Consider the following 25,926-nt stretch of genomic DNA (forward strand, 5'->3'; position numbering starts at 1 on the left):
TACGTTTAATAACACAAGCCAAACTCAGTAATGGCGAGGCTTTGAACAGTTATATTTATGACGTCCGCACATCATATTTAAATCGTTTAGTTAGCACACAAGTTACGTTTAACTTTCAGTCAAAAAGACGGTTTTTACAGCATTAAGAGCTTTTCTACTGCTTAGCGCTTATAAATACATTTTTCGACTTATTCACAATACTCAGTATGCACTCACCAGGTTATTAAGGGTAACGTTAACCCGCCCCCTAACAGGGATCCCAGATCTGCTCGAGACGTTCGAGATCTAAATGCTGCTCAAGTACATCGGCGAGTCGGTCGAGTTGCTGCTCACGCACTCGATTAACATCGACCACCTCGGCCTGCTCCATCCCTGCCCACTTGAGGATCAACTGGCATGCCTCTGGCGAATCAAACAAGCCATGTAGATAAGTCCCGAATATCTGACCATCGCTGGATAATATGCCCTCAGCTTGACTAGGCTGTTCATCAAGATTAACTTGCTCGCCATTTTTAGGAGTAAGGGTTAATGGCTGAGCCAGCGGCATTAACAGACGAGATTGACCGCAATGGATCTCATATCCCTGAACACTCGCGCTTTCACCAAGTAAAGATAAATGCCCTTCGACCTGCTGTAGCACCTTAGTGTCTGTTAGTTCTGTCACCAAAGGCAGTAGACCTAGACCGTCACTGCTACCCGCACTATCTTCGATCCCATTTGGATCGTCGATCGCCAGACCTAAGATCTGGTAACCACCGCAGATCCCAAGCACCTTTCCGCCATAACGCAGATGTTTATCTATCTCTGTGTCCCAGCCCTGCTGGCGGATAAACGCTAGATCGGCACGAACATTCTTGCTGCCAGGTATGATAATTAAATCTGCGCTCGGCAGCGGCTGCTTGCTTTGAGACTGGCTTTGAGCTTGAGTCTGCAAAGACACATAATTAAAGTCTATCTGTGGATTGAGCCTTAAGGGATCAAAGTCGGTATGGTTGCTAATGCGTGGCAATACCAATACCAAGACTTTAAGTTTTACCTCGCTAGACTTTTCTGGTGCGGCAATCAAGGCATCTTCGGCGTCTAAGTGCAGATCATGCAGGTAAGGCAATACTCCCAGTACAGGCTTATTAGTGTAGTTTTCTAGCCAATCTAAGCCGCCTTGCAACAAGCTAATATCGCCGCGAAAACGGTTGATCACAAAACCTTTTACTCGCGCCCGCTCCGTATCACTCAAAAGAGTCAAGGTACCGACTAAGTGAGCAAATACGCCGCCCTTATCGATATCGGCAATGATGATCACCGGACAATCCACCTCTTCGGCAAAGCCCATATTAGCGATATCACCTTCGCGCAAATTAATCTCAGCGGGGCTACCCGCTCCCTCCACCAGCAACATGTCGTAGTTAGCGGTTAAACGCTGATAAGACTCCAGTACTGCGGCCATGGCCTTGACCCGATATCCTTGGGCATTTTTACCAAAATAGTCTTCAGCCTCCATCTTCATCAAAGCTTTACCATGCACAATCACTTGTGAACCAGTATCAGAGCTTGGCTTTAAAAGAATAGGGTTAAAGTCGATTTGTGGCTCAAGTTTACAGGCTACGGCTTGCAAGGCTTGCGCACGACCAATCTCACCGCCATCGATCGTCACCGCGCTATTAAGTGCCATATTTTGCGGCTTAAATGGCGCAACTCTAACGCCTTGTCTTACAAATAGGCGGCACAGACCCGCCACTAAGGTGCTCTTACCCGCATCCGATGTGGTGCCCTGCACCATCAGTACTTTGCTCTTATTTGATGTTGCCACGAATTGGCCCCCCTAACCTTTTAGACACTGTGACAAACCCGCGGTCACTAAGGTAACTCTGTCTGCTATTGCCGCAATCTCTTGATGCAGCCAGCCCGCCTCATCGACAAAACGACGGTTTAACTCCCCTAGTGGCACGATGCCGCAGCCAACTTCGTTGCTCACCAAAATCACACTACCCGGCAGCTCTGTCAATGTCTGCAAAAATGCAGTCTTAACCTGTTGCCAGTCGTCCTCAGGCTTTAGCAAGCGATTGGTCAACCAGAGAGTTAGACAATCGACTAAGATGATGCTGCTTTCGGTGGCGTGTGCCTTTAAGGCGGTAGTTAACTCAAGCGGGCACTCTATGGTACGCCAGTTAATTTCATCGGTTTGACGCTGAGTTTGATGGTGATTAATACGCTGAGCCATTTCGCTATCGAGTGCCTGCGCGGTAGCGAGGTAGAAACACTCGCTATCAACATTGTCTTGGGGCTTAACTAAAAGCTGTTTCACTTGCGCCTCGGCGAAACGGCTCTTACCGCTGCGAGCACCGCCTAATACCAGATGGATCACCAGCTGACTCCTAAAATAAGCAAGAGTAGATAACAACTCAACTCAGCCCCTTGCTGGGCGGCACCTAAAGTGTCACCGGTATAGCCACCAATCTGGCTTCGAAACAACCTGATAAAACCGTAGCGTACGATGATAAGACCCGTAATCAGCACTAATGCAGGCACTAAACCAACTAACAGCAGTGGCAATAGGCCTAATATCAGCAAGATAGATAATTCGTTTATCCCCTGCTCTTGGGCAAGGGGTTTACTCTTGCTGGTATCTGACTCACTCACGTATGGCTCAGAGAAAATAAAGCTCGCGGCAACGACACGACTTAGACAGTGACCAACAATCAGCGCGAGACTGACACTGCTTGGGTCAAACAGCGCAAGCTCTGTTAGCAGCTGCCACTTGAGCAATAAGGCTAACACCAACGCTAACGCCCCATAGCTGCCAAGGCGCGAGTCCTTCATGATGCTAAGCTTGGCCTCTACCGTCCAGCCGCCCCCTAGGCCATCGGCAGTATCGGCTAGACCATCTTCATGAAAGCCCCCCGTGACTAACACGCTGGTTATCATGGCGAACACTATCGCAACGGAGGGCGATACCCACTGCAGCATCAAGCTGTAAACCGCCGCACTAATGATGCCCACCAGCAAGCCCACCAGACCGAAGTATCGGCTCGCCTTATTAAGTTTATCTGCATCCACCTCAATCCATTTCGGCATAGGAATTCGAGTAAAGAATCCCATCGCGATAAAGAAAAGATTGAGCTGTTTTTGCCAAGCTTGCATGTAAATCTCCGATTTTAGGCTCTAGGCTCTAGGCTCTAGGCTCTACAAAAGAGGCTAACAGTAATGCCCTAGTACCTGGATTTTTCTTTTCCTAGGACCTAGGCCCTTCTTTTCAAAACTAAATCTCTATCCCTACATCTTGAAAGCTGGCCATCTCGTTATAGAAATTTGTTGCCGCTTGAATTAGCGGTAAGGCTAGCGCCGCGCCCGTGCCTTCACCGAGTTTCATACCGAGCTTTAATAGTGGTTTAGCCTGCAAAAACTCCAGCATAAAGCAGTGACCCTTCTCGTCAGATTGATGAGCAAAAATCATATAGTCACGTACATTCGGGTTAATCTTCACTGCGGCTAATGCGGCTGCGCTGGCAATAAAACCATCGACAATAATGAGCATGTTACGCTCAGCGGCGGCAAGCATGGCCCCCGTCATCTGCACAATCTCAAAGCCGCCAACACAAGCGAGCACCTGCATAGGATCGTCAAACTCACAATGGTGTAGCAGTAGCGCTTGCTCAACTAGCATCTTCTTGCGCTTAAAAGTTGCCGCATCGATGCCCGTACCTCGGCCAACACAATCTTCAGCCTTCATTCCTGTTAGCGCTGCCATCATCGCTGCAGCAGACGAAGTGTTGCCGATGCCCATCTCGCCTAAGGCAATCAAGTTGCAACCGTTTTGATGGTGTAGCTCGACTCTCTCACTCGCCATCTTAAAGCCTTGCTTCACCGCGCCAAGAGTCATGGCTGCGCGTTTGTGGATAGGGCCGGTACCGGAGCCTAAACGCTGATTAATCACACCGGGTAAGTTTTCTATCGGCTTTAAGATGCCGCAATCAATCACCTCTAAGCCAAAACCAACCTGACGGGTAAACACGTTAATTGCCGCACCACCATTCATAAAGTTGTACACCATCTGTGTGGTGACTTCACTTGGTGCTATCGATACGCCTGAATCAGCAATACCGTGGTCGGCAGCAAATACCATCATCTTTGGATTGCTAATTTGCGGCTTGTCTTTACCCAATACACGAGCGATTTGCAGCGCCAAGGTTTCCAAGTCGCCCAATGCCCCTAGCGGCTTAGTTTTTGTGTCTATTTTTTGCTGAATGACATCATCAAATTCAGTACTTACAGGTTTAATATCAAACATCTTTAGCTCCCCTAACCGCTCAATAAGGATTAATTACGCGCACGACTATCACAACAGCCATTACTAGCAAACCTACCACCACTATCACTTCTGCGATGTTTAGCTAGATCCGCCTAGCGCTGCGACTGCCTAAAATAAATAGAAAGAAAATACTGCCCATCACCGAGGTAATAATCCCCACCGGCAGCTCTTGGTAACTCAGCACTGTTCGGGCTAATACATCGACCCAGACCATAAATAATCCGCCAAGCAGCGCCGTTAATAACAGTGGATATCGCCCCGGAAACAGCAAGCGCACTGTATGTGGCACCATCAAGCCGATAAAGCCAATTCCACCACAGTTAGCCACCAGAATCGCGGTGATTAGCGAGCACAATAACAACATGTAAAGCCGCAAGTGACCCACGTTAACCCCTAAGGTATGGGCGGTTTCATCACCGGCTCGCATCGCTACAATTTGCCTCTTATTCAATAAGATAATCAAGGTAGCAATCAGCACGATTGCAGCGGGTAGCCACAGGCCATGCCAGCTGGCCTTGGCAAAGCTACCTAAGGTCCAAAACAGCACAGAGGCCGCGGCTTGTGGGCTGGAAAAATACAACATCAGGCTTGCCATCGCGCCAAACATAAACGAGATAGCCACCCCTGAAAGCAGCATACGCTCAACCTGAGTACTTAAGTTGCGGCCGCATAGGCTCAGCACCATCACCACAGAAAGGCTAGCACCGATAAAGGCGCCAACAGGCAGGCTGAGCCAGAGCATACTTTGACTAAAGAAGGTTAACGCCACCACGGCACCAAAAGAAGCGCCGGATGAGATCCCAAAAAGATAGGGGTCGGCTAACGGATTACGAGTCACGGTTTGCAGCACACTGCCCGCTATCGACAAACCCGCTCCGGCGATAAAGGCCAGTAACACTCGCGGTAAACGCAGCTCCCAAATAATTCGCTCCCTCACTCCCAATGATTCGCCAATTCCCAATAGCTTATGACTGAGTACATAGAACACATCGGCAGAGCTAATGCTCGCCGCACCAAAGCTTGTGGCTGCAAATGGCGTAAGCAAGGTTAAAAAAGCGAGTAATACAAACAGCAGAAACTCAATTGGCCGCTGCGACTGCTTAATCCCACCAGCCTGATCAATAGAGGGGTTAGTCATCTTGGCCTCCAACCATATCGACCCGTGTTGAATCATGGCGAGCGTGATGCGCTGAAACGTCATAACCATAAAAGTAACTAATCAACGGGTTACCATGTTGTGGGTGTGGGCGAATTTCACAGCACACATCAAATACCTCGGCGATGCGCTGTTCGGTCAGTACCTTTTTTGGCGAGCCCTTTGCCACACTGCGGCCATTATTTAATAGCAGTAACTCATCGCACAGTGCACTGGCGAGATTAAGATCGTGAATTGAGGTGATAACGGTAATATTAAGGCTTCGCAGCAGCTCCAAGGTTTGGATCTGATAGCGAATATCCAAGTGGTTAGTGGGCTCATCGAGAATAAGCAGTTTAGGTCGCTGAACTATGGCTCTAGCAATCAAGGCACGCTGCTTTTCCCCGCCAGACAAGCTCTCATAGGCTTGATTGGCTTTATCTTGTAGGCCCACTTTTTCAAGCGCCTTAGCGACCACTTCACGGTCAGCGCGACTGGTAAAGTCAAACGCACCTTTATGGGGAGTTAACCCTAACGCCACAAGCTGAGCGGTGGTCATCTCAAAATGATGTGGGGTGTCTTGCAGCACAACGGCAATCTGCCGCGCAAACGCTTTGGCCGACAAGGTATTAATTTCGTCGCCAAACAGATGAATGCAACCTGATGTGGGTTTAATAAAGCGGTATAGGCAGCGTAGTAGACTCGACTTACCCGCACCATTAGGGCCAATAATGCCCAACATTTTGCCTTCAGCGAGGCTAAATTCAATGGCCGATAAAATCGCTTTACCACCTAGCTGCCAGCCTAAGTCTTGCACCGACAGCACTGTTTTTGCGTCAGAGTCAGCTTGGGTACAAGGGTTGTTTACGCCTGTCCATTTTGTCATGACAGGCATTCGCCCCAGCCTCTTAGCCCAGTCTCTAGTTTCATTTTTTTGTCTCCCTCGAGTCGCCCGCTCGAGTTAATGCGTATAGGAATACACTTTTAACCATCAATACATACAGAAGAAGATGTATTGAACAAGATTAAGTTAGGCAGGTATCTGACTTGGAAAATTGCGCGAGGCCAATCTTCCCTACAGTTGCGGGTACAGTCCGGACTCAGCCAAGGCTTACAGTCAGCTTCCGGTTCCCTTTATGCCGTTAAGCACCTAACTTTCTTTTTTATCACTGACGTTGAAGCCAATTTCAACGCTAAAAATGATAACGCTGCAGTTTAACACGCCTTCGAGCATTTGCGTGCTGAGCTTTTTTCTTATCTAGCAAATTAAAACAAGGTCCTAGATCCTAGGACGCTTCGCTTCGAGGACGGGCTGCGCCCTGCTAGGAAAAGCAAAAATCACGACCTTTGTCTCTTCTTTGCTTTTCCGGCTTCTCCCGTCTTTGCTTTTCCTAGGACCTAAAACCTTTCTTTGCTTTTCCTAGAACCTTCTTTTCCTAAAACCTAGGACCTTTCTTTACCTTTCCTAGGTCCTTCTTTTCCTATGACCTAGGGCCTTTCTTTGCCTTTCCTAGGCCCTTCTTTTCCTATGACCTAGGACCTTTCTTTGCCTTTCCTCGGTCCTTGTTTTAACCCTTCTATTAACCCCAATTGAGTGTCATGTACTGCTTGTCGCTATCGTGCAATACATCTATCTCTACCTTGGCGGCATAGGGCAGTTTAAGCGAAGTGTAAAAACCACCAGCCTGGCTGACCCCTAACGCTTTGGCGATCAAGTGACGGATCACGCCGCCGTGAGTCACCAATAACACACACTGCCCTTGATGCGCTTCAAGCATACTCTGCCACGCATCGCCGATACGATACTCGAACGCCTGCATCGATTCGCCATTGGGTGGCGGTATTTTCCAAGGGTTTGCCCAGTAAGCATCAAGCTCTGCGGCATAACACTGGTAAAGCGTATCAAATGTTTTCCCATCCCAATCACCGAAGTTCAGCTCTTTAAATCTGTCTTCAATGACAAAGCCTAACTGATGTTTCTCGGCAAACTGTTGAGCGACCTTAGCGCAGCGAATAAGCGGAGAACTCATCACAATATCGGGCAGACAATCATCAGGAGACTCATCTGACAACGTTCCTGAAAACTCATTTGAAAACTCATTTGAAAACAAGGGGGAAAGCGCCGTTTGCATCTGCTTTTTTCCCTGCTCAGTAAGTGCCACATCGATCTGGCCGCGCAAAATATTGCCACCTTCACATTCGCCATGCCTGAGTAAAATAACCTTAGTGGTTTGCATCATTCCCGCTTACCTTCATTATTTATCAGCCACTTAGTTAAAATTCATTGGCTTTTAATGCTGAAAAAGTATCATGCTTTAACACTTGCACTTTTCGTCACGCCTCACGTATTATGGACGTCTATACGTATAAATGTCCAAACAAAATAATTGGCAATCCAACATTGGGTCGCCTAAATGAAAATAATGGACACGACTTACATAAGAGCATTTACGAAAAATAATTAAGAATATACTTTTTTGCGAACTGGTAGGAATTATCTATGGCAACCTGTACCCCAACACATGCCTTGAGCGCAGTAGCACATACTCAAGACACGGCCGATAAGGTTTTAGCACAGCTTACCCAAAAACTTCATGATGGGATCCTTATCCTCGATGGCGCAATGGGCACCATGATCCAAGATCGCAAATTTGAGGAAGTCGACTTTCGTGGCGAGCAGTTCAAAGACTGGCATTGTGATGTAAAGGGTAACAACGACATGTTGGTGCTCACCCAGCCAGAGGCCATCAAACAGATCCATAAAGAGTACCTATTCGCGGGCTCAGACATTATCGAGACCAACACCTTCAATGCCACGCGTATCGCCATGGCCGACTACGACATGCAAGCGCACTCGGCCGAAATCAACCTCGTTGGCGCACGCCTCGCCCGTGAAGCGGCCAATGAAGTCGAAGCTGAAACGGGCCGCAAATGCTATGTGGCGGGGGTACTAGGGCCAACAAACCGTACTTGCTCTATCAGCCCAGATGTGAACGACCCGGGTTACCGTAACGTGAGCTTCGATGAACTGGTTGAAGCCTATATCGAGTCAATCAACGGTCTGATTGCTGGCGGCAGCGACATCATCATGGTAGAAACCATTTTCGACACCCTTAACGCCAAAGCCGCGTTATTTGCTATCGAAACTGTGTATGACACTCAAGGCTTCCGTCTGCCCATTATGATCTCAGGCACCATCACCGATGCCTCTGGCCGCACGCTTACCGGACAAACTACCGAAGCTTTCTATAACTCGCTGCGCCATGTTAAGCCACTATCGATTGGCCTTAACTGCGCCCTCGGCCCAAAAGAACTTCGTCCATATGTAGAAGAGCTATCTAAAATCTCTGAGTGCTTCGTGTCGGCTCACCCGAACGCCGGACTGCCGAACGAATTTGGCGGCTACGATGAGACTCCCGTGCAAATGGCTGAGGTCATCGAAGAGTGGGCAGAGGAAGGCCTGCTCAACATCATCGGCGGCTGCTGCGGTACCACGCCAGAGCATATTCGCGTTATACGCGATGCCGTAGTTAAGCATCATGCCCGCAAACTCCCCGATATTCCTGTAGCCTGCCGTCTATCGGGGCTTGAGCCGCTAACCATAGATGAAAACTCGCTATTTTTAAATGTGGGTGAGCGCACCAACGTTACCGGCTCAGCTAAGTTTTTACGCCTTATCAAGACAGGGGAATATGAAGAAGCGCTATCAGTTGCTCGCGATCAAGTCGAGAATGGCGCACAGATCATCGATATCAATATGGATGAAGGTATGCTCGACGGTGTTGAGGTGATGCAAAAATTTCTCAACCTTATCGCCTCTGAGCCAGATATCTCACGAGTGCCAATCATGATCGACTCCTCCAAATGGGAGGTGATTGAAGCGGGTCTAAAGTGCATTCAGGGCAAAGGCATCGTTAACTCAATCTCACTCAAAGAGGGTGAAGAGAAGTTTATCGAACAGGCCAAACTGGTTAAGCGTTACGGCGCAGCAGCTATCATCATGGCCTTCGATGAGGTCGGCCAAGCCGATACCAAAGAGCGCAAAATCGAGATCTGTACCCGTGCCTATAATGTGCTCGTCGATAAGGTCGGCTTTCCACCAGAAGATATCATCTTCGACCCCAACATCTTCGCCATCGCTACGGGTATCGATGAGCACGACAACTACGCAGTCGACTTTATCGAAGCCACTCGCGAAATAAAGCGCACCCTACCTTATGCGATGATCTCGGGCGGAGTGTCGAACGTCTCTTTCTCGTTTCGTGGCAACAACCCTGTTCGCGAAGCGATTCACGCCGTGTTCCTCTATCACGCGATTCAAGCGGGTATGGACATGGGTATTGTCAATGCTGGCCAGCTGGCGATTTATGATGATATCGATCCAGAGCTAAAACAGAAAGTCGAAGCGATTGTACAAAACCAGCCTTGCCCGAGCGCAGACTCGAGTAATACCGAGTTATTGCTAGAAGTCGCCGAGAAGTTTCGTGGCGACGGCAGTCAAGCCGTTAAGAAAGAGGATTTAGAGTGGCGCAGTAAACCTGTAAATGAGCGCTTAGCCCATGCACTGGTAAAAGGTATCACCGACTTTATCGATGCAGACACCGAAGAAGCCAGAGCGGCGGCGTCTCGACCACTAGATGTGATCGAAGGCCCCTTGATGGACGGCATGAACATCGTTGGGGATCTATTTGGTTCAGGTAAGATGTTCCTGCCACAAGTGGTAAAATCAGCGCGAGTGATGAAGAAAGCCGTGGCTTACTTAAACCCTTATATCGAGGCCGAAAAAGTCGAGGGGCAGTCAAACGGCAAAATTTTAATGGTCACGGTGAAAGGCGATGTGCACGACATAGGTAAAAATATCGTCGGCGTGGTGCTAGCCTGTAATGGCTATGAGGTCATCGACTTAGGCGTCATGGTGCCGGTCGAGAAAATAATCGAGGTGGCTAAAGCTGAAAATGTCGACATTATCGGTATGTCAGGACTTATCACCCCAAGCCTCGATGAGATGGTGCATAACGTTAAGAGCTTCCATAAGGCAGGCTTAACCATTCCATCGATTATTGGCGGTGCCACCTGCTCTAAAATTCATACTGCGGTAAAAATTGCACCTCACTCGCCAGAGGGGGCCATCTATATTGCTGACGCCTCCCGCGCCGTGCCTATGGTGTCAAAACTCATCAACAATGAAACGCGCCAAGCCACTATCGACGAGGCCTACGCCGAATATCAGATGATGCGTGATAAACGTAATTCTCAGGCTAAACGTAAAGAGATCACCTCTATAGAAGCGGCTCGTGAAAACCGCTGCCAACACGACTGGGCTAACTACAACCCATTTGTGCCTAACCAGCTTGGTCGACAGGTATTTGATGACTACCCATTAGAAGATCTGCTGGAACGTATCGACTGGACCCCCTTCTTTCGCAGCTGGGAGTTACATGGACACTTCCCACGTATTTTAGAAGATGAAGTGGTAGGTGTTGAGGCGCGTAAGCTATACAGCGACGCCAAGGAGATGCTCAATAAAATCATCAGTGAAAAGTGGCTAACCGCCAAAGCCGTGATTGGTTTATTCCCTGCTAATACCGTCAATTATGACGATATTGAGCTTTACACAGACCAGACTCGTAGCGAAGTTGCACTCACAACTCACCACCTGCGGATGCAGATTGAACGTGTGGGCAATGACAACTTCTCTCTAGCCGATTTTGTGGCGCCAAAAGAGAGTGGCGTTGCCGATTACATGGGTGGCTTTGCTGTCACCGCAGGTCACGGTATTGACGAGCATGTGGCCCGATTTGAAGCAGCCCACGACGATTACAGCGCGATTATGCTCAAATGTTTGGCTGACCGTTTAGCCGAAGCCTTTGCCGAACGGATGCATGAACGGGTGCGTAAAGAGTTCTGGGGTTATGCTGCCGATGAAAGCCTAGATAACGAAGCGCTTATCAAAGAAAAATACAAGGGGATTCGCCCGGCACCGGGTTACCCGGCTTGCCCTGATCACACTGAGAAAGGCTTGCTTTGGGACTTGTTAAAGCCTGATGAAACTATCGGCCTTAAGATCACCGAGAGCTATGCCATGTTCCCAACCGCAGCGGTATCGGGATGGTACTTTGCCCACCCACAATCGCGCTACTTTGGCGTGACCAACATCGGTCGCGATCAACTAGTAGATTATGCGGCGCGTAAAGGCATGAGCATAGAAGAGACCGAGCGCTGGCTAGCCCCTGTACTAGACTATGATCCTGAATAAAGAGTGATCCTGAATAAAGAGTGTTCCAGAATAAAGCCTTGCCGCAAATCTGAAGCTCTAGAACAAAGAATCAGACAGAAATATTACTCATACAAGGCTTAACATTCGTCGAGGCTTTATCATTATTCAATGATAAAGCCTCATACTGATTAATCGTCATCGCAACTTGACTCAACAAGCCTTCCGCTCCTTTAGCAGCCTCACTCTCATAAACCAAAGGCACCATAGTTAAATGATGGGATTTAGCCTGCGTATCGATAAACTGTAGCTGAGCCCAAAATAGATTTGAGATAAGATGAAAAAGGCAACTACCAACCCCGAGATGACGCCACTTTGGTACCACATAGGCGTACAGCAAATAACAACAGCCACCAATTTGCCGCTCATGACAGGTATTATCATCTGAATACCAAGAGTCGACTAATCCAACATTAAAGGTCACAAAAGCCACAGGCGTTCGCTTTTCCTCTTCTGCGAAAGCAACTAAGCGATAGTGTCTTTGATGCCGGCTTTCCGATAGGTGACTCACTGGGGTCAGAGTATTGAAAATTTGCTGAATGGCAGCATTATCATCGGCACTCTTGCTACAGAAGAATTGCTGTAAATCAGTGGTGTTCTCATGACGAGAATCATCATAAATGCTAACGCAAGGTATAACGGATGACTCATCTAACTCAATAGAAGAAGGTGCCCGTAGGCGCAGATCTTTTTCAGCTAATGTTTGGATAAAGCCACCTTGTAATTGAAAGTGACTAAAATCATCAAGCAGGTGAAGTAAAGGGAAGATCTCCGCCTTACTTTTATGAAGGGCCATATTCCGCTCCGCTCAATCAACTCATTATCTGCATAAGTAATAAAAAGTTTCAGAACAAAATACAGACAACATTGTGCATTAACTATAGGTGCTCACTTTCAACCTGTAAAATGCATGAACACTAGGCTTTATATGGCTTGTGGCTTAATTCAAACCCAAGCTATTGTATATAAAGACAAGCCTCCCTCTCGCGACTTAATCCCATTAAAAATCAGATTTTCTTCGCACTTGTCGCTCACTTAGTGATCTCTGTCATTGTTTTTCGGCCGAAAAGGTTTACTATGGCGGCTTCTCAGGAGGAATGTTCTTTCCTCCGCACTGCTTACCACAATTTATTTCAGGATATACACAATGAAGAGTCTTCTTCCTACATTGATCATGCTATTGATCCCGTCTGTTTCATGGGCACACCCAGGTCATGGTGCTGTTGGCTTATTCCACCACCTATCTGATGTTGCACCACTTATCTTACTTGCCGCTATTGTTGCCGGCTATGCGATTTGGGTTCGTTCAAAGCGCTAACTATTCACTACTTTTTATTCATTAGATTTTAAAGCGCACGCAGCCGTTCTAGCACAGGATCATTTGGCACTCTTGTCGCCGCTGTCAGCCTAAATTCTCAACAACTTTAGATTGTTTGGGCCAGCTAGTTGCGCGCGTTTTTCAAAATCTATATCAGGATCACATGCTCATGTTTTGTAAGTGTGATCTGTTGGCTTGCGATTTTGCCTTCATGATTTGGATAAATTTGAATAATGAATATTCCACAAAGCGTGTGCTTTAAACGCCCAGAGTCTGATGCTGGCTGGCGTGCGGAACTGCGCCTTAAATATGGCATTAAGCGAGAAAAAACTCGGCTTTTAGAGCGCCATCAAATAGGGCCGTTAACGGTTCAAAAGACATTTTTCCCCGAAGGTGCGGCTTGTCATACCTATCTTTTACACCCACCAGGTGGCGTGGTTGGCGGCGATCAACTCAGCTTCACTGTTGATGTCGAAGAACAGGCCCATGCGTTATTAACCACTCCGGGGGCGACTAAGTTTTATCGCAGTAATGCAGAGCAGGCCTGGCAAAGCCAACAATTGAGCGTGGCAGCATCTGGCTTACTCGAGTGGCTTCCCATGGAGAATATTTTCTTCCCTGGTGCTAACTGTAAGTTACTCACTCAGGTGAATTTAACCGCCAATGCCCGTTTTATTGGCTGGGAAATGCAATGCTTCGGTCGTCCACAACTTGGAGAAGAGTTCAATTACGGACAAGTCTTAGGCCAGACCTTTATTTGTCGTGATAACAAGGTGTTATTGACTGAAAGTCTACGGGTTCAAGATCAGTTTCAATTCAAGCAAGCAGCTGCAATGCGCAACTTCGCTATGACTGGAAGCCTGTATATCACCCCTGTTGATCGCGAGCTTATCGACAAAGTGAATCAAGTGATTGATAAGCAGCAAGCGCGCTTCGCAACTGAGATTGTGCTGGGGTCAAGTGAGCTAGGCAGCTCCTCAATGAGTAGTGCAATGACCCTCAACAGTCCGGCTGAAAATAGTTTATTGGTGGTACGTGCCTTGGGGCATCAAACCGAACCTATGATGGCCAGTTTTGTACAGATCTGGCGCTGCGTTCGCCAACATTGGTTTGGTCAGCTCCCCGATGTACCGAGGATTTGGTCAACTTAAGCTCTGCCATTCACGCTTAATAGAACTCAAAGTTTCACCTACAACCCCATTGATTTTAAAGAGAGTTATGCCATGGAACTAACCCCAAGAGAAAAAGATAAGTTAATGCTATTTACCGCTGGCCTACTCGCCGAGCGTCGGCTGGCACGAGGCTTAAAGCTCAACTACCCGGAAGCTGTCGCATTAATCAGTAGTGCCATTTTAGAGGGCGCTAGAGATGGCCGCACAGTAGCTGAACTGATGAATTATGGCCGCACAATTTTAACCTCAGAGCAGGTTATGGAAGGTGTACCTGAGATGGTGCATAACGTGCAGGTGGAGTGCACTTTTCCAGATGGCACCAAGTTGGTCTCCATCCACGAACCCATAGTTTAAAAAGATGTTGTTAACGGTTAATCGAATACGTTGTTTAAGGACCACACCATGATCCCGGGTGAAATTATAATAAATAAGAATCTTGGTGAGATTGCGCTCAATCAAGGCTATCAAAAGCGAACACTATCGGTCGCCAATATTGGCGACCGCCCTATTCAAGTTGGTTCTCATTATCACTTTTACGAAGTGAATCAGTTTTTAAGTTTCGACCGAGCCCAGAGCTTAGGTTTTCGCCTCGACATTCCCGCAGGGATGGCTGTTCGATTCGAGCCGGGGCAAAGCCGAACAGTTGACTTAGTCGCTTTTTCCGGCAAGCGCATTATTCAAGGCTTTGATGGCCAGATCATGGGGAAAATTAAGGAGTAAGTATGGCTACAATCTCAAGACAGGCTTATGCCGATATGTTTGGCCCGACGGCTGGCGACCGTGTGCGTTTAGCTGACACAGCATTGATTTTAGAGGTTGAAAAAGATCTCACCACCTATGGTGAAGAAGTTAAGTTTGGCGGCGGCAAGGTGATCCGCGATGGTATGGGGCAAAGTCAGGTATTGAGTCAAGATTGTGTTGATGCCGTGATTACCAATGCACTCATTCTCGATCATTGGGGCATAGTCAAAGCCGATATCGGCATCAAGCATGGCCGTATTGTCGGTATAGGCAAAGCTGGCAACCCCGATGTACAACCTAATGTCGACATCGTTATTGGCGCAGGTACCGAAGCTATCGCAGGTGAAGGAAAAATCATTACCGCTGGCGCGATTGACACTCACATTCACTTTATCTGCCCGCAGCAGGCTGAAGAAGGTCTGTGTGCTGGCACAACCACCTTTATTGGTGGTGGTACAGGCCCTGTTGCGGGCTCAACGGCCACTACAGTAACCCCAGGCACTTGGAACATGCACCGCATGTTAGAAGCGGCAGATGAGTTACCCATCAACGTGGGGTTATTCGGTAAAGGCACAGTGAGTAACCCTGATGCCATTCGCGAACAAATCAGCAACGGGGCTATGGGGCTGAAAATTCATGAAGATTGGGGCGCAACTCCAGCCGCCATCGATACCTGTTTAAGTGTTGCTGATGAGATGGACGTGCAAGTGGCTATCCACTCCGATACCTTAAATGAAGGCGGCTTTTACGAAGCAACCGCTAACGCCATTGGCGATCGCGTCATTCACGTATTCCATACTGAAGGTGCTGGCGGCGGTCATGCTCCCGATGTCATCAAGTCGGTGGGGGAGCCTAATATCATCCCGGCCTCGACCAATCCGACCATGCCTTACACAGTCAATACCGTGGATGAGCATTTAGACATGTTGATGGTATGCCATCATTTAGATCCCGCTATCGCTGAAGACGTTGCCTTTGCTGAGTCCCGCATTCGTCGTGAAACCATTGCCGCTGAAGATATTTTGCATGACTTAGGCGCAATTTCGGTGATGAGCTCGGATTCTCAAGCAATGGGACGCGTGGCCGAGGTCGCCATGCGTACCTGGCAATGTGCCCATAAAATGAAGTTACAACGTGGACCACTCGAGGGTGACAGTGAGGATGCAGATAATACTCGCCTAAAACGCTATGTCGCCAAGTACACCATAAATCCCGCTATCGCCCATGGCATAAGCCATGAAGTGGGCTCCATTGAAGTGGGCAAACTGGCGGATATCGTGCTGTGGGATCCCGCATTTTTTGGCGTCAAACCCGCGTTAGTGCTCAAAGGCGGCCTAACTGTTTATGCGCCGATGGGCGATATTAATGGTGCCATTCCTACACCACAACCCGTGCACTATCGGCCTATGTATGCCGCAACAGGCAAGGCCCGTGCTGCTACATCCATGACCTTCTTGCCAAAAGCGGCAATTGAGGCCGCCATACCAGAAAAGCTCAAGTTAACTCACCTTATCGGTGAGGTTAGAGGCTGCCGCAATATCAGTAAACAGGACATGATCCACAACAGCTATGTACCGCATATCGAGCTCGACTCACAAACTTATGTGGTAAAAGCCGATGGCATGCCTTTGGTGTGTGAGCCCCTTGCGGAGCTGCCAATGGCACAACGCTACTTCTTATTTTAATTGTTTGAGTTTGTTTTAACTTTCAAAGCCATGCCGAATGTTGCCCTATTGACTCAGTCGGCTTATTGAAGAGGTCAAAATGATTAAGTTAACCCAGATATTACCCCAAGCATCCCACATTGATGCAAAAGTGTGTTTAACCATGGTTGAACGCACAAAAAGTCGATTACGTATCGTCCTTGAAGACGGTCAAGATGCCGGCTTGATGTTACCTCGAGGACACATTTTGCACCATGGGTCATTACTGGCTAGCGACGATGGCTTTGTGGTTGAAGTCGTTGCAGCTAAAGAGCAAGTATCCACCGCTCGTAGCCATGATGCGACCCTTTTTGCCAAGGGCTGTTATCACCTAGGCAATCGACATGTGCCACTACAAGTTGAAGCCGGATGGTGCCGATATCAACACGATCATGTATTAGATGAAATGCTGATGGGGTTGGGGCTTGAGGTGAAGGTTGAGAGTGCAGCATTCCAACCTGAACCCGGCGCTTATGGCGGCACTACAGGTGGGCATTCCCATGGAGAAGTTTACGACAGCAGCTTAGAAAAAATGGCTAACAGCCATCATCACGAGCACTCCCACAGCCACGAACATTAAGCCATGTACAACATCCAAAACATGCTGCCAGAGTTGCGCTTGTACCAGTTGATAAGCCCCTCTCTCCCTGTTGGAGGCTTTACCTACTCTCAAGGTTTGGAGTGGGCAATTGAACAGGGCTGGGTATCAACAGCCGAGGCGCTAGAAGAGTGGCTCAAGAGTCAGATGCTTGAAAGTTTAACCCATCTTGAGCTGCCTATTTTAGTGCGAATTCAAGGTTACCTAGCAGCCAGTGAATACGCGCAAGCTCAAGCTTGGTGTCACTATTTAACTGCTAGCCGTGAAACTAAAGAGCTACGACTAGAAGAGTATCAACGAGGCATCGCTTATGCCCAATTACTACCAAAGCTTGGGCTGAGATTAACCCCAGAGCTAACCACTATGGTGCAAACCTCTCAGTTAGCCGCCTTTGCTTTAGCCATCAATCAATGGCAAATCCCGCTAGAAAAAGCACTAGGGGGCTACTTATGGAGCTGGCTTGAAAATGCCGTCGTTGTGGGGATAAAACTGGTTCCACTTGGCCAGAGTGTCGGCCAACAGCTATTGATGTCACTGGCAAGCTGTATTCCAGCAGCGGTAGAGAAAGCACTCACCATACAAGATGATGAGATAGGCAGTTTTACACCGGCACAGGTGATGGCGAGTTGCCGTCATGAGCATCAATACACTCGGCTATTTCGTTCTTAGCCGCAACGGTTTTAATCCACAACAATTGAACTGTGCTCGCAACCATTCGAGCAGATCTCACCTAAGGCTGTGGCTTAAACACGCCTTAATCCTACTTAGGAACAAACATGACTGAATTAGATTACAAACAACCACTGCGGATCGGCGTAGGTGGCCCCGTGGGCTCAGGAAAGACAGCGCTATTAGAAGTGCTGTGTAAAGCACTGCGGGATAAATACCAAATTGCTGTCGTCACTAACGATATTTACACCCAAGAAGATGCCAAGATTTTAACCCGCGCAGAAGCCTTAGATGCAGACCGGATTATCGGCGTCGAAACTGGCGGCTGTCCCCATACCGCCATTCGCGAAGATGCATCTATGAACTTAGCCGCTGTGGAGGAGTTAGCAAAGCGCCACAAAAACTTAGATGTGGTTTTTGTTGAAAGTGGTGGCGATAACTTAAGCGCAACCTTTAGCCCTGAGCTGGCAGATATCACCATCTATGTCATCGATGTGGCCGAGGGTGAAAAAATTCCCCGCAAAGGTGGCCCAGGGATCACCCGCTCTGATCTATTAGTGATTAATAAAATCGATCTTGCTCCCTATGTTGGCGCTTCTCTTGTGGTAATGGATCAAGACACCCAGCGCATGCGCCCTGAAAAACCTTATGTTTTTACCAATATGAAAACTGGCAAAGGCGTACCAGAGATCATCACATTTATCGAAACTGCGGGCATGCTCAATAGCTAACGGCTGCCCCTCATACGGCATAGCAGCTCCCCTTCAAGTGACTGCTGCCTGCAATGACTCGTAAGCTGTCACGAATTAAGTAGCAAGTCATTAGCTGCTATCAACTCAACGGTGATTTTCATCTCAATGCGATGCAAACACCACAACCTGAAATCTACGGATTAAAAACCTAGAGGTAAATAATCAACATGAGTCACGACATCATAAAAGTTTCAAAAAACACAGCCAATGCGCCACAAAATGCGCTGTCTACACAAACTGTCGCCTTCTCTCATTACAACAACATTTCAGCACAACTGCCGGTTAACCCAAACACGGGTGATATTGTTGTTGGTAATGTAAAAGATCAAGCAAAGCAATGCTTAACCAATATAAAGGCCATCGTTGAAAGTATCGGTCACGTTATGGACGACATGGTCAAAATCACGGTATTTGTTAAGAATATCGACGACATGGATGCTATTGATGAAGTCTATGGCACATTCTTTTCGGCGCCGCTGCCAACTCGCACTGTTGTGGCAGTAAAAGCGTTACCCCTAAGTGATGCCTTGGTGCAAATGGATGCCTTGATTTCAAATGGCGAAGGCACTGCACCACAAGCTCCGTGCCCATTGGTGAAAGTCTCTAGAGATACTCAAGATGCGCCAACCAGTGCCATCTCCTCACAGACTGTCGCCTTCTCTCATTACAATAACCTTTCGGCACAACTCCCTATCGAGCCAACAACGGGGAAATTGATTGCCGGCGGTATCAAGCAACAAACCAAGCAGTGCTTAAATAACATTAAAGCAGTATTAGAGAGCATCAATCATGTGATGGGCGATATTGTAAAAACAACCATCTACCTTAAAGATCTTGCAGACATAGCCGCGGTAAATGAAGTGTGTTCAACCTTTTTCAACGGCTACGTACCTGCACGTACCATAGTCAATGCAACAGAACTGCCAATGGGGGCTTTAGTGCAAATAGATACCGTCGTGTCGCATGGTGACGGCACGCCACCACAACCACAAGAAGACAGCCGTTTCATCATGATAGAAGCAAGTAATACCAACAATGCGCCAAAAGCGCCCTACTCGCACACTGTTGCATTTTCACACTACAACCATGTTTCAGGCCAGTTGCCAATCGATGCCACAACGGGAGAAATAGTTAGCCCAGATGTCGCTGAGCAAACTAAGCAATGTTTAAACAATATAAAAGCGATTATCGAGAGCGTTGCACATGTGATGGATGACGTGGTCAAGGTCAATATTCAAGTTGCCAATATCGAAGATATGGACGCAATCGACCAAGTCTACAGCAACTTTTTCAAAAAGGAGCTGCCAGCAAGAACCGTCTTTGCAGTGTCGACATTACCAATGGGCGCTTTAGTACAAATTGATGCGGTTATTTCAAACTGTGAAGGTACCCCACCTCAAGCATAGTAAGCCGTTGTTAGACGACTAGGTATCTTGAAGGCTCCTATTCACAACGCCTGAATAGGAGCTTTTTCTGGAAAATTATTTTTCTATATTGAAAATTAATCACTATATTCAAAGTGGTTAACAGTTTTTGTCTTCACAGAGACTATACATAAAAATGATAGGGTTAAGTGCCGATGATGTAACCACTTAAATCCTGTATAACAATCTCCAACTCATCAAAGCATTTCGAAACCACTGAAAAGTCTTCTCAAACTTTCTGTTTATCCTTGGCGTGAATAAAAGCCGTTGAATCGAGAGTAAAGGTTACCTGTAAAGCTAAATAGCTCAAACCATTCGACTTAAAGCTTACAATGAAACCAGCATGTTTTGACGAGGCGTATACACTTATAGCTATGGAACTCCTATAAAGGTGGCAGGGAAGTGAGTCGAAAAACCGAATTAAACAACAAAGGTCGTCTATGGTGGCTTTGCCTGTTTTTTGGGGTGATGCTTTTTTCCTTATCTTCAAGCGCACAAACCCTACCTGACGCCGCTTTCTTTAAAAGTGAAATAACTCGCCTTAATAGTGAATCCCCAAAAAATGAAGCCTTAATTAGTCAATATGAGACCCTACTTTCTCGGGTTAATGGCTACAAAAAGCAGAAAACCAGCCGAGATGAATATCGAAATATCATCAGCCAGTTCCCTATGCAGCGAGAGCGTTTATTAAAAAAAATAAATGACGTGGAGCAGCTGGATATCTTTAATGTTCTCCATAAGACTAAGTACAACGACCTTTCACAATCTATCGCGACACTACAGGCGGCGGTTACAGAATGGCGCTCAACCTATCAATCCAATAGTGATAAAAACAAGCAACTAATTAATGCAAGAACGGCATTACCGCAGTCTCTGGCGCAAATCGATCGAGAAATAGAGAAAGCCTCAATCGTTAAAAGTGATACCGATGCTCAGCTAGAACAGTGGCTCGAATCAACCAACTTGACCATGCTCAAGCTTCAACGACAAGTGACCTCCGCTCAATTACAAAGTTTAGACGAGCGCACTGAATTACTAGGTTTAGAGCAGCAATTGTTGAATAAAAAAATTCAAACTGCCTCACCAATCCTGATTGAGTTACAAGATAAATTGACACGAGTTGAGCAAGCCTCAGTGAAAACTCTGATCGAACAAGCAAGGAAGGTTAGTGAGGATTCAGTGCAAGAGGGAGCTGAAAATCAACAGCTGATAGAACAACTCAAAGCTTATACCGTTGAGTTAGAACAAGTACTGGCAGAGATAGATCAAGCTCGGATCTCCTATCAAAAAGTTGAAGCCGAACAGCGAAGTTTGATGGATGAACAGCGCTTAATAAAAAACAACTTAACCTGGTTACGTAATAGTACCGCTTTTGGCGCTTCAATTCGGGCACAACTACAACGTTTACCAGCTAAAGTGAATACTCAATATATCCCAGATATCATTGCCAAAGCCCACATTCGAAAATATGAGATAGGGCAAGAAACAAATAAATTTGCACTTCAAGCCACGGCAGCGGGAGATACTGCAAAGAAAAAAGCGCCAGACAAGGTCACCAGATTATTGAGTGAGTTATTAGTTCAATTGGCAAAAGATTATGAAAAACTCATTTCGGCATTGAGTCAGTTAAAGTTAGCTAAAGACCAATACGCTCAAGCAGTTGATAAGGCACGCACTTTCTTAAAACAGCAACAATTATGGACACGCAGTAATGTACCACTTTGGCAGCATCTAACGGATTTTAACGCAGAGGTCTGGTTTGGGTCGAAAACACCATTTAAAGAGATACTCGATAAGAGCACACCGGGCCAGTCTGTATCATTTTTAATGCTATTCGCCCTTTATACCAGTCTGCTTGTTTATATAATGATTCGGCTAAATCGATATGCTGCACGGCGTAAAGATGAGCTTCAAAAGGTGTTTGGCCACCCACTTAAAGACCGTTTTCACTTTACCGTTTCGTTATTCTCATTAGCCATTCTATGTGCGCTTATTTTACCTATTTGGTATGCAATAACGACATGGGGAATATATTGGTTTTGGCCTGTCCCTACCTCAAACGAGATCACGACACTCATTTTTGCCAGTGCATCCGCTTTATTTGTCGTCGAGTTAATCCATGCCCTGAGCTATAAGCAAGGCGTACTACTTTTACACCTAAACTGGCCAGATCATATTTGTAGTTACCTACATAAAGGAAGTCATCAAGTTCGCTGGCCGTTTGTCATTTTGCTACTGTCTATTTTTATGGCAGAACTGATTTCAGGCACCAATGAAGCAGAAATTTCGCGGGTATTATTCCTATTACTGATGGCGGCGATGATGACGGTGTTTATTTCGCTGTTAAAGAAAAATAATCTGCCTTCCACGTTACCTTCGCCTCTCAATCAAGGTGTATCTTTATATCTGCTTCGCTTGGTCATTATCGGTTCCTTTATCGTCATCGTTATCATGGCTGTGATGGGACTCTATATCGCGTCATGGGTTTTACTTATCTACCAACAGCTAACACTTTATCTAGTGTTAGCCGTTTTGCTTACCTACCAAATGGGTGAGCGATGGTTAAAACTAGAGCATAGGCAACTCAGCTATCAACGCCTGTTAGCACATCGCGAAGAGTTGATCGCTCAGCAGCAGGAACAAGCGGATGAATTACCCGAAATTACCGAACTCAGAGAAACCATTCCTGATGTGGAAGAGCGCAGTTTAGCGAGCGAGCAGATAAGTGAACAATCGTTGACTCTGTTACGCGGCCTTTCATTGATTGGCTTAGTTGTTGCGGTGTTAACTCTATGGTCAAGCGCATTAGAGATGACCAGCTGGTTAAACAATATTGTTGTATGGCAGGTTAATGAAGTGACAGAAACCGGCGTGAGCCTTATGGATGTGACTCTACAATCATTGCTTTATGCTATCGTCACGTTAATCGTGACCCTTGTCGGAGTACGAAACTTACCGGGAATTTTGGAACTGTTGATCTTGCGTCGTCTTGATTTGGCTCCTGGCGCGGGGTATGCGGTAACGACCCTGCTACGCTATATGATCTTGATGGCTGGCTTGATGGGGGTATTTTCGATACTGGGCTTTCAGTGGTCTAAGTTGCAATGGTTAGTTGCTGCGTTTGGTGTAGGCTTGGGGTTTGGATTACAAGAAATTTTCGCCAACTTTATTTCTGGTTTAATCCTCCTATTTGAACGGCCTATACGAATTGGCGATATTGTCACGATTAATGATTTATCGGGAACGGTCAGTAAAATTCAAACCCGTGCAACCACCATTATTGATTGGGATAACAAAGAAATAGTGGTGCCGAATAAAACCTTTATTACAGAGAAATTGATTAACTGGTCATTGACGAGTCCCATGACCAGAATAGTAATACCGATTGGAGTGGCCTACGGCTCTGATATCGATCAGGTCGAGACCTTGCTGTATCAAATTGCAGATGAGCATCCATTGGTATTACCCGATCCCCAACCTTCTGTAGTGTTCCTATCGTTCGGTGCAAGCAGTCTGGATTTTGAATTGAGAGTGCATATCACCGCGATTGAACTGCGCCTATCAACGGTTCATATCATCAACAAAAATATTGATCGCTTGTTCCGAGAGCACAACATTGAAATTGCATTCCCGCAAATGGATGTGCATGTTCGCGACTGGCCGCCTAAACCTAATGACGTATAAGTTTCTATTTTGAGCCGAGTTTTTGTGTATTAAAAAACAGATGAGCAACTCTATTTAATGCGCCTTTTTAATTAATGCTTATCTCTCTACTATTGCTATTTTAACTGTAGGATAAACTTCTTTTCCATCAAAGAGTAAGGGGATATTCACTGGTTATTTAGCATCGACTATCGCTAAAACCTGCAGAGCTCTCACTTTGATATAAATACCGCTGTTATAGTGAGGTCTGTTCCAAAATAAATTGTTTCCGTTCACCAGTTCAGTGCTTCAAGGAGCATCTATGTTAAATGAGAATCACGCACTTATTTTTGACTTCCCTGAGTTTAAACAAGATATTGTTTACTTGAACTATACCGACAAAGAGTTCGACAAGTTATCCAAGCAGTACCATCTGCTTGATTATGATATTCGCCAGCTAGAAATTGCTGGTAGTCCTACCGATGACGAACATATGCATCAACTAAAATTGACCCGCGCTAACTTAAAAGACACCCTATTCAAAAAGCTCAAAGCGCACCACGATGAATAAACTTTTGGTCGATTAACTACGAGCCAAAAGGATGAGTTCAAACTCCCTTTTGGCTTACAGCTCCATCATATCAATCCCCTAGCCCACTCGATGGCGCTATTTTGATGGAAGTATACTCTTTCTTATTTGTAACGGATCTCTTCCGTAAATGACTAAATGAGTGCTAAAATTGGGGGTTAACGCTTCGTATAATCTCAATGATATGGTTTGAGAGTTTCTACCAAGAGCCCTAAACTCTTGATTATGAAGACTTTACTTTATGAATGCTGATCTGGTATTGGTTCACTGTTGCTGTGCGACAGTTTGAGCATTGACTTACTAGCTTGGCTTAACCACTCAATAAAGGAGAGCTTCATGAATTATCTACAGCTACCCAAAATCGATCTTCACTGCCACCTAGACGGTAGCGTTCGCCCGCAAACTGTTATCGACCTTGCCAAAATTCAAGGCGTATCCATTCCAAGTCATAACGTCGACGACATCAAAGCCTTAATGGTGGCACCAGAATCTTGCCCTAACCTTGATGAATACCTAACTCGCTTTGCACTGCCGGTATCGGTTATGCAAACAGAATCAGCGCTTGAGCGTATATCCTTTGAGCTATTTGAAGATGCAGCTTTAGAAAACGTGAAGTACTTAGAGGTGCGTTTTGGCCCTCAGCTTCACCGTAAGCAAGGACTAAACTTCGAGCAAATTATTGCTAGTGTCGTTAAAGGTATGCGCAGGGCTGAAGCCCTTTATGACATTAAAGGTAACTACATCCTATCTATCATTAAGGTGCTACCAAAAGATGATATTAATGAGGTGATTGATGCTGGCGCTAAGTTCCTTGATAAAGGAGTAGTGGCGTTTGATTTAGCGGCAAGTGAAGAGCCTGGTTTCTGCCATGAGTATATTCCTTACGCCAAATATGCCCTCGATAAAGGCTACCGCATTACGATCCATGCGGGTGAGCAAGGTGTTGGACAGAACGTCTATGATGCAATCTCACTTCTAGGCGCCGAGCGGATCGGCCACGGCATTCATATCAATAACCATAAAGATGCTTATGAGTTAGTACGAGCTGAGGCGGTAGCACTCGAGGCCTGCCCTAGCAGTAATGTGCAAACCAAAGCGGTTGAGAGCATAGAAAGTCATCCATTAGGTGAGTTCTATCGCGATGGTCTACTGGTCACCATTAACACAGATAACCGCACCGTGTCAGACACCACCATGACTAAAGAGCTACAGCTGGCGGTAGAGAAGTTTAACTTAAGCGAACAAGACTACTTTAAGATCTACAAAATTAGCGCTGAGAACTCGTTTGCGTCTAACGAAGTAAAGCAGTCGCTATTGAAGTATATTGGCTAGAGTTTAAGGCTAGCGCTTTAGCTAAAATTACGAGCAAAACCTAATCACAAAAAAGGCTATTAACCTCAGTTAATAGCCTTTTTATTATGAACTGCCTTACTCTGGCATGTGTATAGTTTTTAATTACATCAACTACACTAGCAACATCTTTATTATCTTAACAGTCTAATTCGAATACCAAGGGCTACGGCTAGCCATACCGTCATCTCCATATAGATAAAATCTACATTGATTGAACTCAGGCTAATTTGAACTGAATCGAACCTTAAGA

Annotated in this window: 21 protein-coding genes and 2 riboswitches; of the genes, 13 read left to right on the forward strand and 8 right to left on the reverse strand. The window is 46.4% G+C overall.

Annotated elements, in window-relative coordinates:
• Positions 1–247: 247 nt before the first annotated feature.
• From JMA39_RS05570 to cobC, 7 genes are all read right to left on the reverse strand, one after another.
• On the reverse strand, positions 248–1,777 hold the full coding sequence (locus tag JMA39_RS05570; RefSeq protein ID WP_202721280.1) for a cobyric acid synthase: 1,530 nt from the start codon (positions 1,775–1,777) through the stop codon (positions 248–250).
• 42 nt (positions 1,778–1,819) lie between these two features.
• Complete coding sequence (cobU, locus tag JMA39_RS05575; RefSeq protein WP_202720853.1) at positions 1,820–2,362, reverse strand: bifunctional adenosylcobinamide kinase/adenosylcobinamide-phosphate guanylyltransferase; 543 nt, start codon at positions 2,360–2,362, stop codon at positions 1,820–1,822.
• Complete coding sequence (locus tag JMA39_RS05580; protein WP_202720854.1) at positions 2,359–3,138, reverse strand: adenosylcobinamide-GDP ribazoletransferase; 780 nt, start codon at positions 3,136–3,138, stop codon at positions 2,359–2,361. The genes cobU and JMA39_RS05580 overlap by 4 nt, the downstream gene beginning before the upstream one ends.
• Before the next feature lie 118 nt (positions 3,139–3,256).
• Positions 3,257–4,285: a nicotinate-nucleotide--dimethylbenzimidazole phosphoribosyltransferase gene (gene cobT / locus JMA39_RS05585; protein ID WP_202720855.1), complete on the reverse strand. Its 1,029-nt coding sequence runs from the start codon at positions 4,283–4,285 to the stop codon at positions 3,257–3,259.
• A 103-nt stretch (positions 4,286–4,388) separates the two neighbouring features.
• On the reverse strand, positions 4,389–5,444 hold the full coding sequence (locus tag JMA39_RS05590; protein WP_202720856.1) for a FecCD family ABC transporter permease: 1,056 nt from the start codon (positions 5,442–5,444) through the stop codon (positions 4,389–4,391).
• Positions 5,437–6,327, reverse strand: a complete 891-nt coding sequence (locus tag JMA39_RS05595; RefSeq protein WP_237732666.1) for an ABC transporter ATP-binding protein — start codon at positions 6,325–6,327, stop codon at positions 5,437–5,439. Before JMA39_RS05595 ends, JMA39_RS05590 begins: the two co-directional genes overlap by 8 nt.
• A 130-nt stretch (positions 6,328–6,457) precedes the next feature.
• A riboswitch (cobalamin riboswitch) is annotated at positions 6,458–6,610 on the reverse strand.
• Positions 6,611–7,021: 411 nt separating this feature from the next.
• The gene (cobC, locus tag JMA39_RS05600) at positions 7,022–7,681 is read right to left on the reverse strand and encodes an alpha-ribazole phosphatase family protein (RefSeq protein ID WP_308440730.1); all 660 of its coding nucleotides are present in this window, start codon (positions 7,679–7,681) and stop codon (positions 7,022–7,024) included.
• 260 nt (positions 7,682–7,941) lie between these two features.
• Here cobC and metH point away from each other — a divergent pair, with 260 nt between their 5' ends.
• Entirely contained in the window at positions 7,942–11,697 is a 3,756-nt protein-coding gene (gene metH / locus JMA39_RS05605; RefSeq protein WP_202720857.1) for a methionine synthase, read from the forward strand.
• Between the two features lie 70 nt (positions 11,698–11,767).
• On the opposite strand, the gene JMA39_RS05610 is transcribed toward metH, so the two are convergent.
• A complete protein-coding gene (locus tag JMA39_RS05610; protein ID WP_202720858.1) occupies positions 11,768–12,511 on the reverse strand; it encodes a hypothetical protein in 744 nt (247 codons plus the stop codon).
• A 351-nt stretch (positions 12,512–12,862) separates the two neighbouring features.
• Between JMA39_RS05610 and JMA39_RS05615 the strand changes: the two genes are divergently transcribed.
• The 12 genes from JMA39_RS05615 to add all read left to right on the forward strand — a co-directional run bounded on the left by JMA39_RS05615 (position 12,863) and on the right by add (position 25,655).
• The gene (locus JMA39_RS05615) at positions 12,863–13,033 is read left to right on the forward strand and encodes a hypothetical protein (RefSeq protein ID WP_202720859.1); all 171 of its coding nucleotides are present in this window, start codon (positions 12,863–12,865) and stop codon (positions 13,031–13,033) included.
• A gap of 233 nt (positions 13,034–13,266) precedes the next feature.
• Entirely contained in the window at positions 13,267–14,184 is a 918-nt protein-coding gene (locus JMA39_RS05620; RefSeq protein WP_202720860.1) for an urease accessory protein UreD, read from the forward strand.
• A 72-nt stretch (positions 14,185–14,256) separates the two neighbouring features.
• A complete protein-coding gene (gene ureA, locus JMA39_RS05625) occupies positions 14,257–14,559 on the forward strand; it encodes an urease subunit gamma (protein WP_202720861.1) in 303 nt (100 codons plus the stop codon).
• Positions 14,560–14,607: 48 nt separating this feature from the next.
• Positions 14,608–14,925 (forward strand): urease subunit beta, encoded by a 318-nt coding sequence (locus JMA39_RS05630; protein ID WP_202720862.1) that lies wholly within the window; start codon positions 14,608–14,610, stop codon positions 14,923–14,925.
• A gap of 2 nt (positions 14,926–14,927) precedes the next feature.
• Positions 14,928–16,631: an urease subunit alpha gene (ureC, locus tag JMA39_RS05635; RefSeq protein WP_202720863.1), complete on the forward strand. Its 1,704-nt coding sequence runs from the start codon at positions 14,928–14,930 to the stop codon at positions 16,629–16,631.
• A 79-nt stretch (positions 16,632–16,710) separates the two neighbouring features.
• Positions 16,711–17,229, forward strand: coding sequence for an urease accessory protein UreE (gene ureE, locus JMA39_RS05640; RefSeq protein WP_202720864.1), 519 nt, complete (start codon positions 16,711–16,713; stop codon positions 17,227–17,229).
• Positions 17,230–17,232: 3 nt separating this feature from the next.
• The gene (locus JMA39_RS05645; RefSeq protein ID WP_202720865.1) at positions 17,233–17,916 is read left to right on the forward strand and encodes an urease accessory protein UreF; all 684 of its coding nucleotides are present in this window, start codon (positions 17,233–17,235) and stop codon (positions 17,914–17,916) included.
• Positions 17,917–18,023: 107 nt separating this feature from the next.
• Entirely contained in the window at positions 18,024–18,647 is a 624-nt protein-coding gene (ureG, locus tag JMA39_RS05650; protein WP_202720866.1) for an urease accessory protein UreG, read from the forward strand.
• Between the two features lie 188 nt (positions 18,648–18,835).
• Complete coding sequence (locus JMA39_RS05655) at positions 18,836–20,074, forward strand: RidA family protein (RefSeq protein WP_202720867.1); 1,239 nt, start codon at positions 18,836–18,838, stop codon at positions 20,072–20,074.
• 420 nt (positions 20,075–20,494) lie between these two features.
• Entirely contained in the window at positions 20,495–23,776 is a 3,282-nt protein-coding gene (locus tag JMA39_RS05660) for a mechanosensitive ion channel domain-containing protein (RefSeq protein ID WP_202720868.1), read from the forward strand.
• 280 nt (positions 23,777–24,056) lie between these two features.
• Positions 24,057–24,305 carry a YdcH family protein gene (locus tag JMA39_RS05665; protein WP_202720869.1) on the forward strand — a complete coding sequence of 83 codons (249 nt, stop codon included), beginning with the start codon at positions 24,057–24,059 and terminating at the stop codon, positions 24,303–24,305.
• A 164-nt stretch (positions 24,306–24,469) separates the two neighbouring features.
• Positions 24,470–24,569, forward strand: a riboswitch (purine riboswitch).
• A gap of 90 nt (positions 24,570–24,659) precedes the next feature.
• Positions 24,660–25,655 carry an adenosine deaminase gene (add, locus tag JMA39_RS05670; RefSeq protein ID WP_202720870.1) on the forward strand — a complete coding sequence of 332 codons (996 nt, stop codon included), beginning with the start codon at positions 24,660–24,662 and terminating at the stop codon, positions 25,653–25,655.
• Positions 25,656–25,926 lie beyond the last annotated feature (271 nt).

The organism is Shewanella schlegeliana, assembly GCF_016765635.1.
Lineage (GTDB): Bacteria > Pseudomonadota > Gammaproteobacteria > Enterobacterales > Shewanellaceae > Shewanella > Shewanella schlegeliana.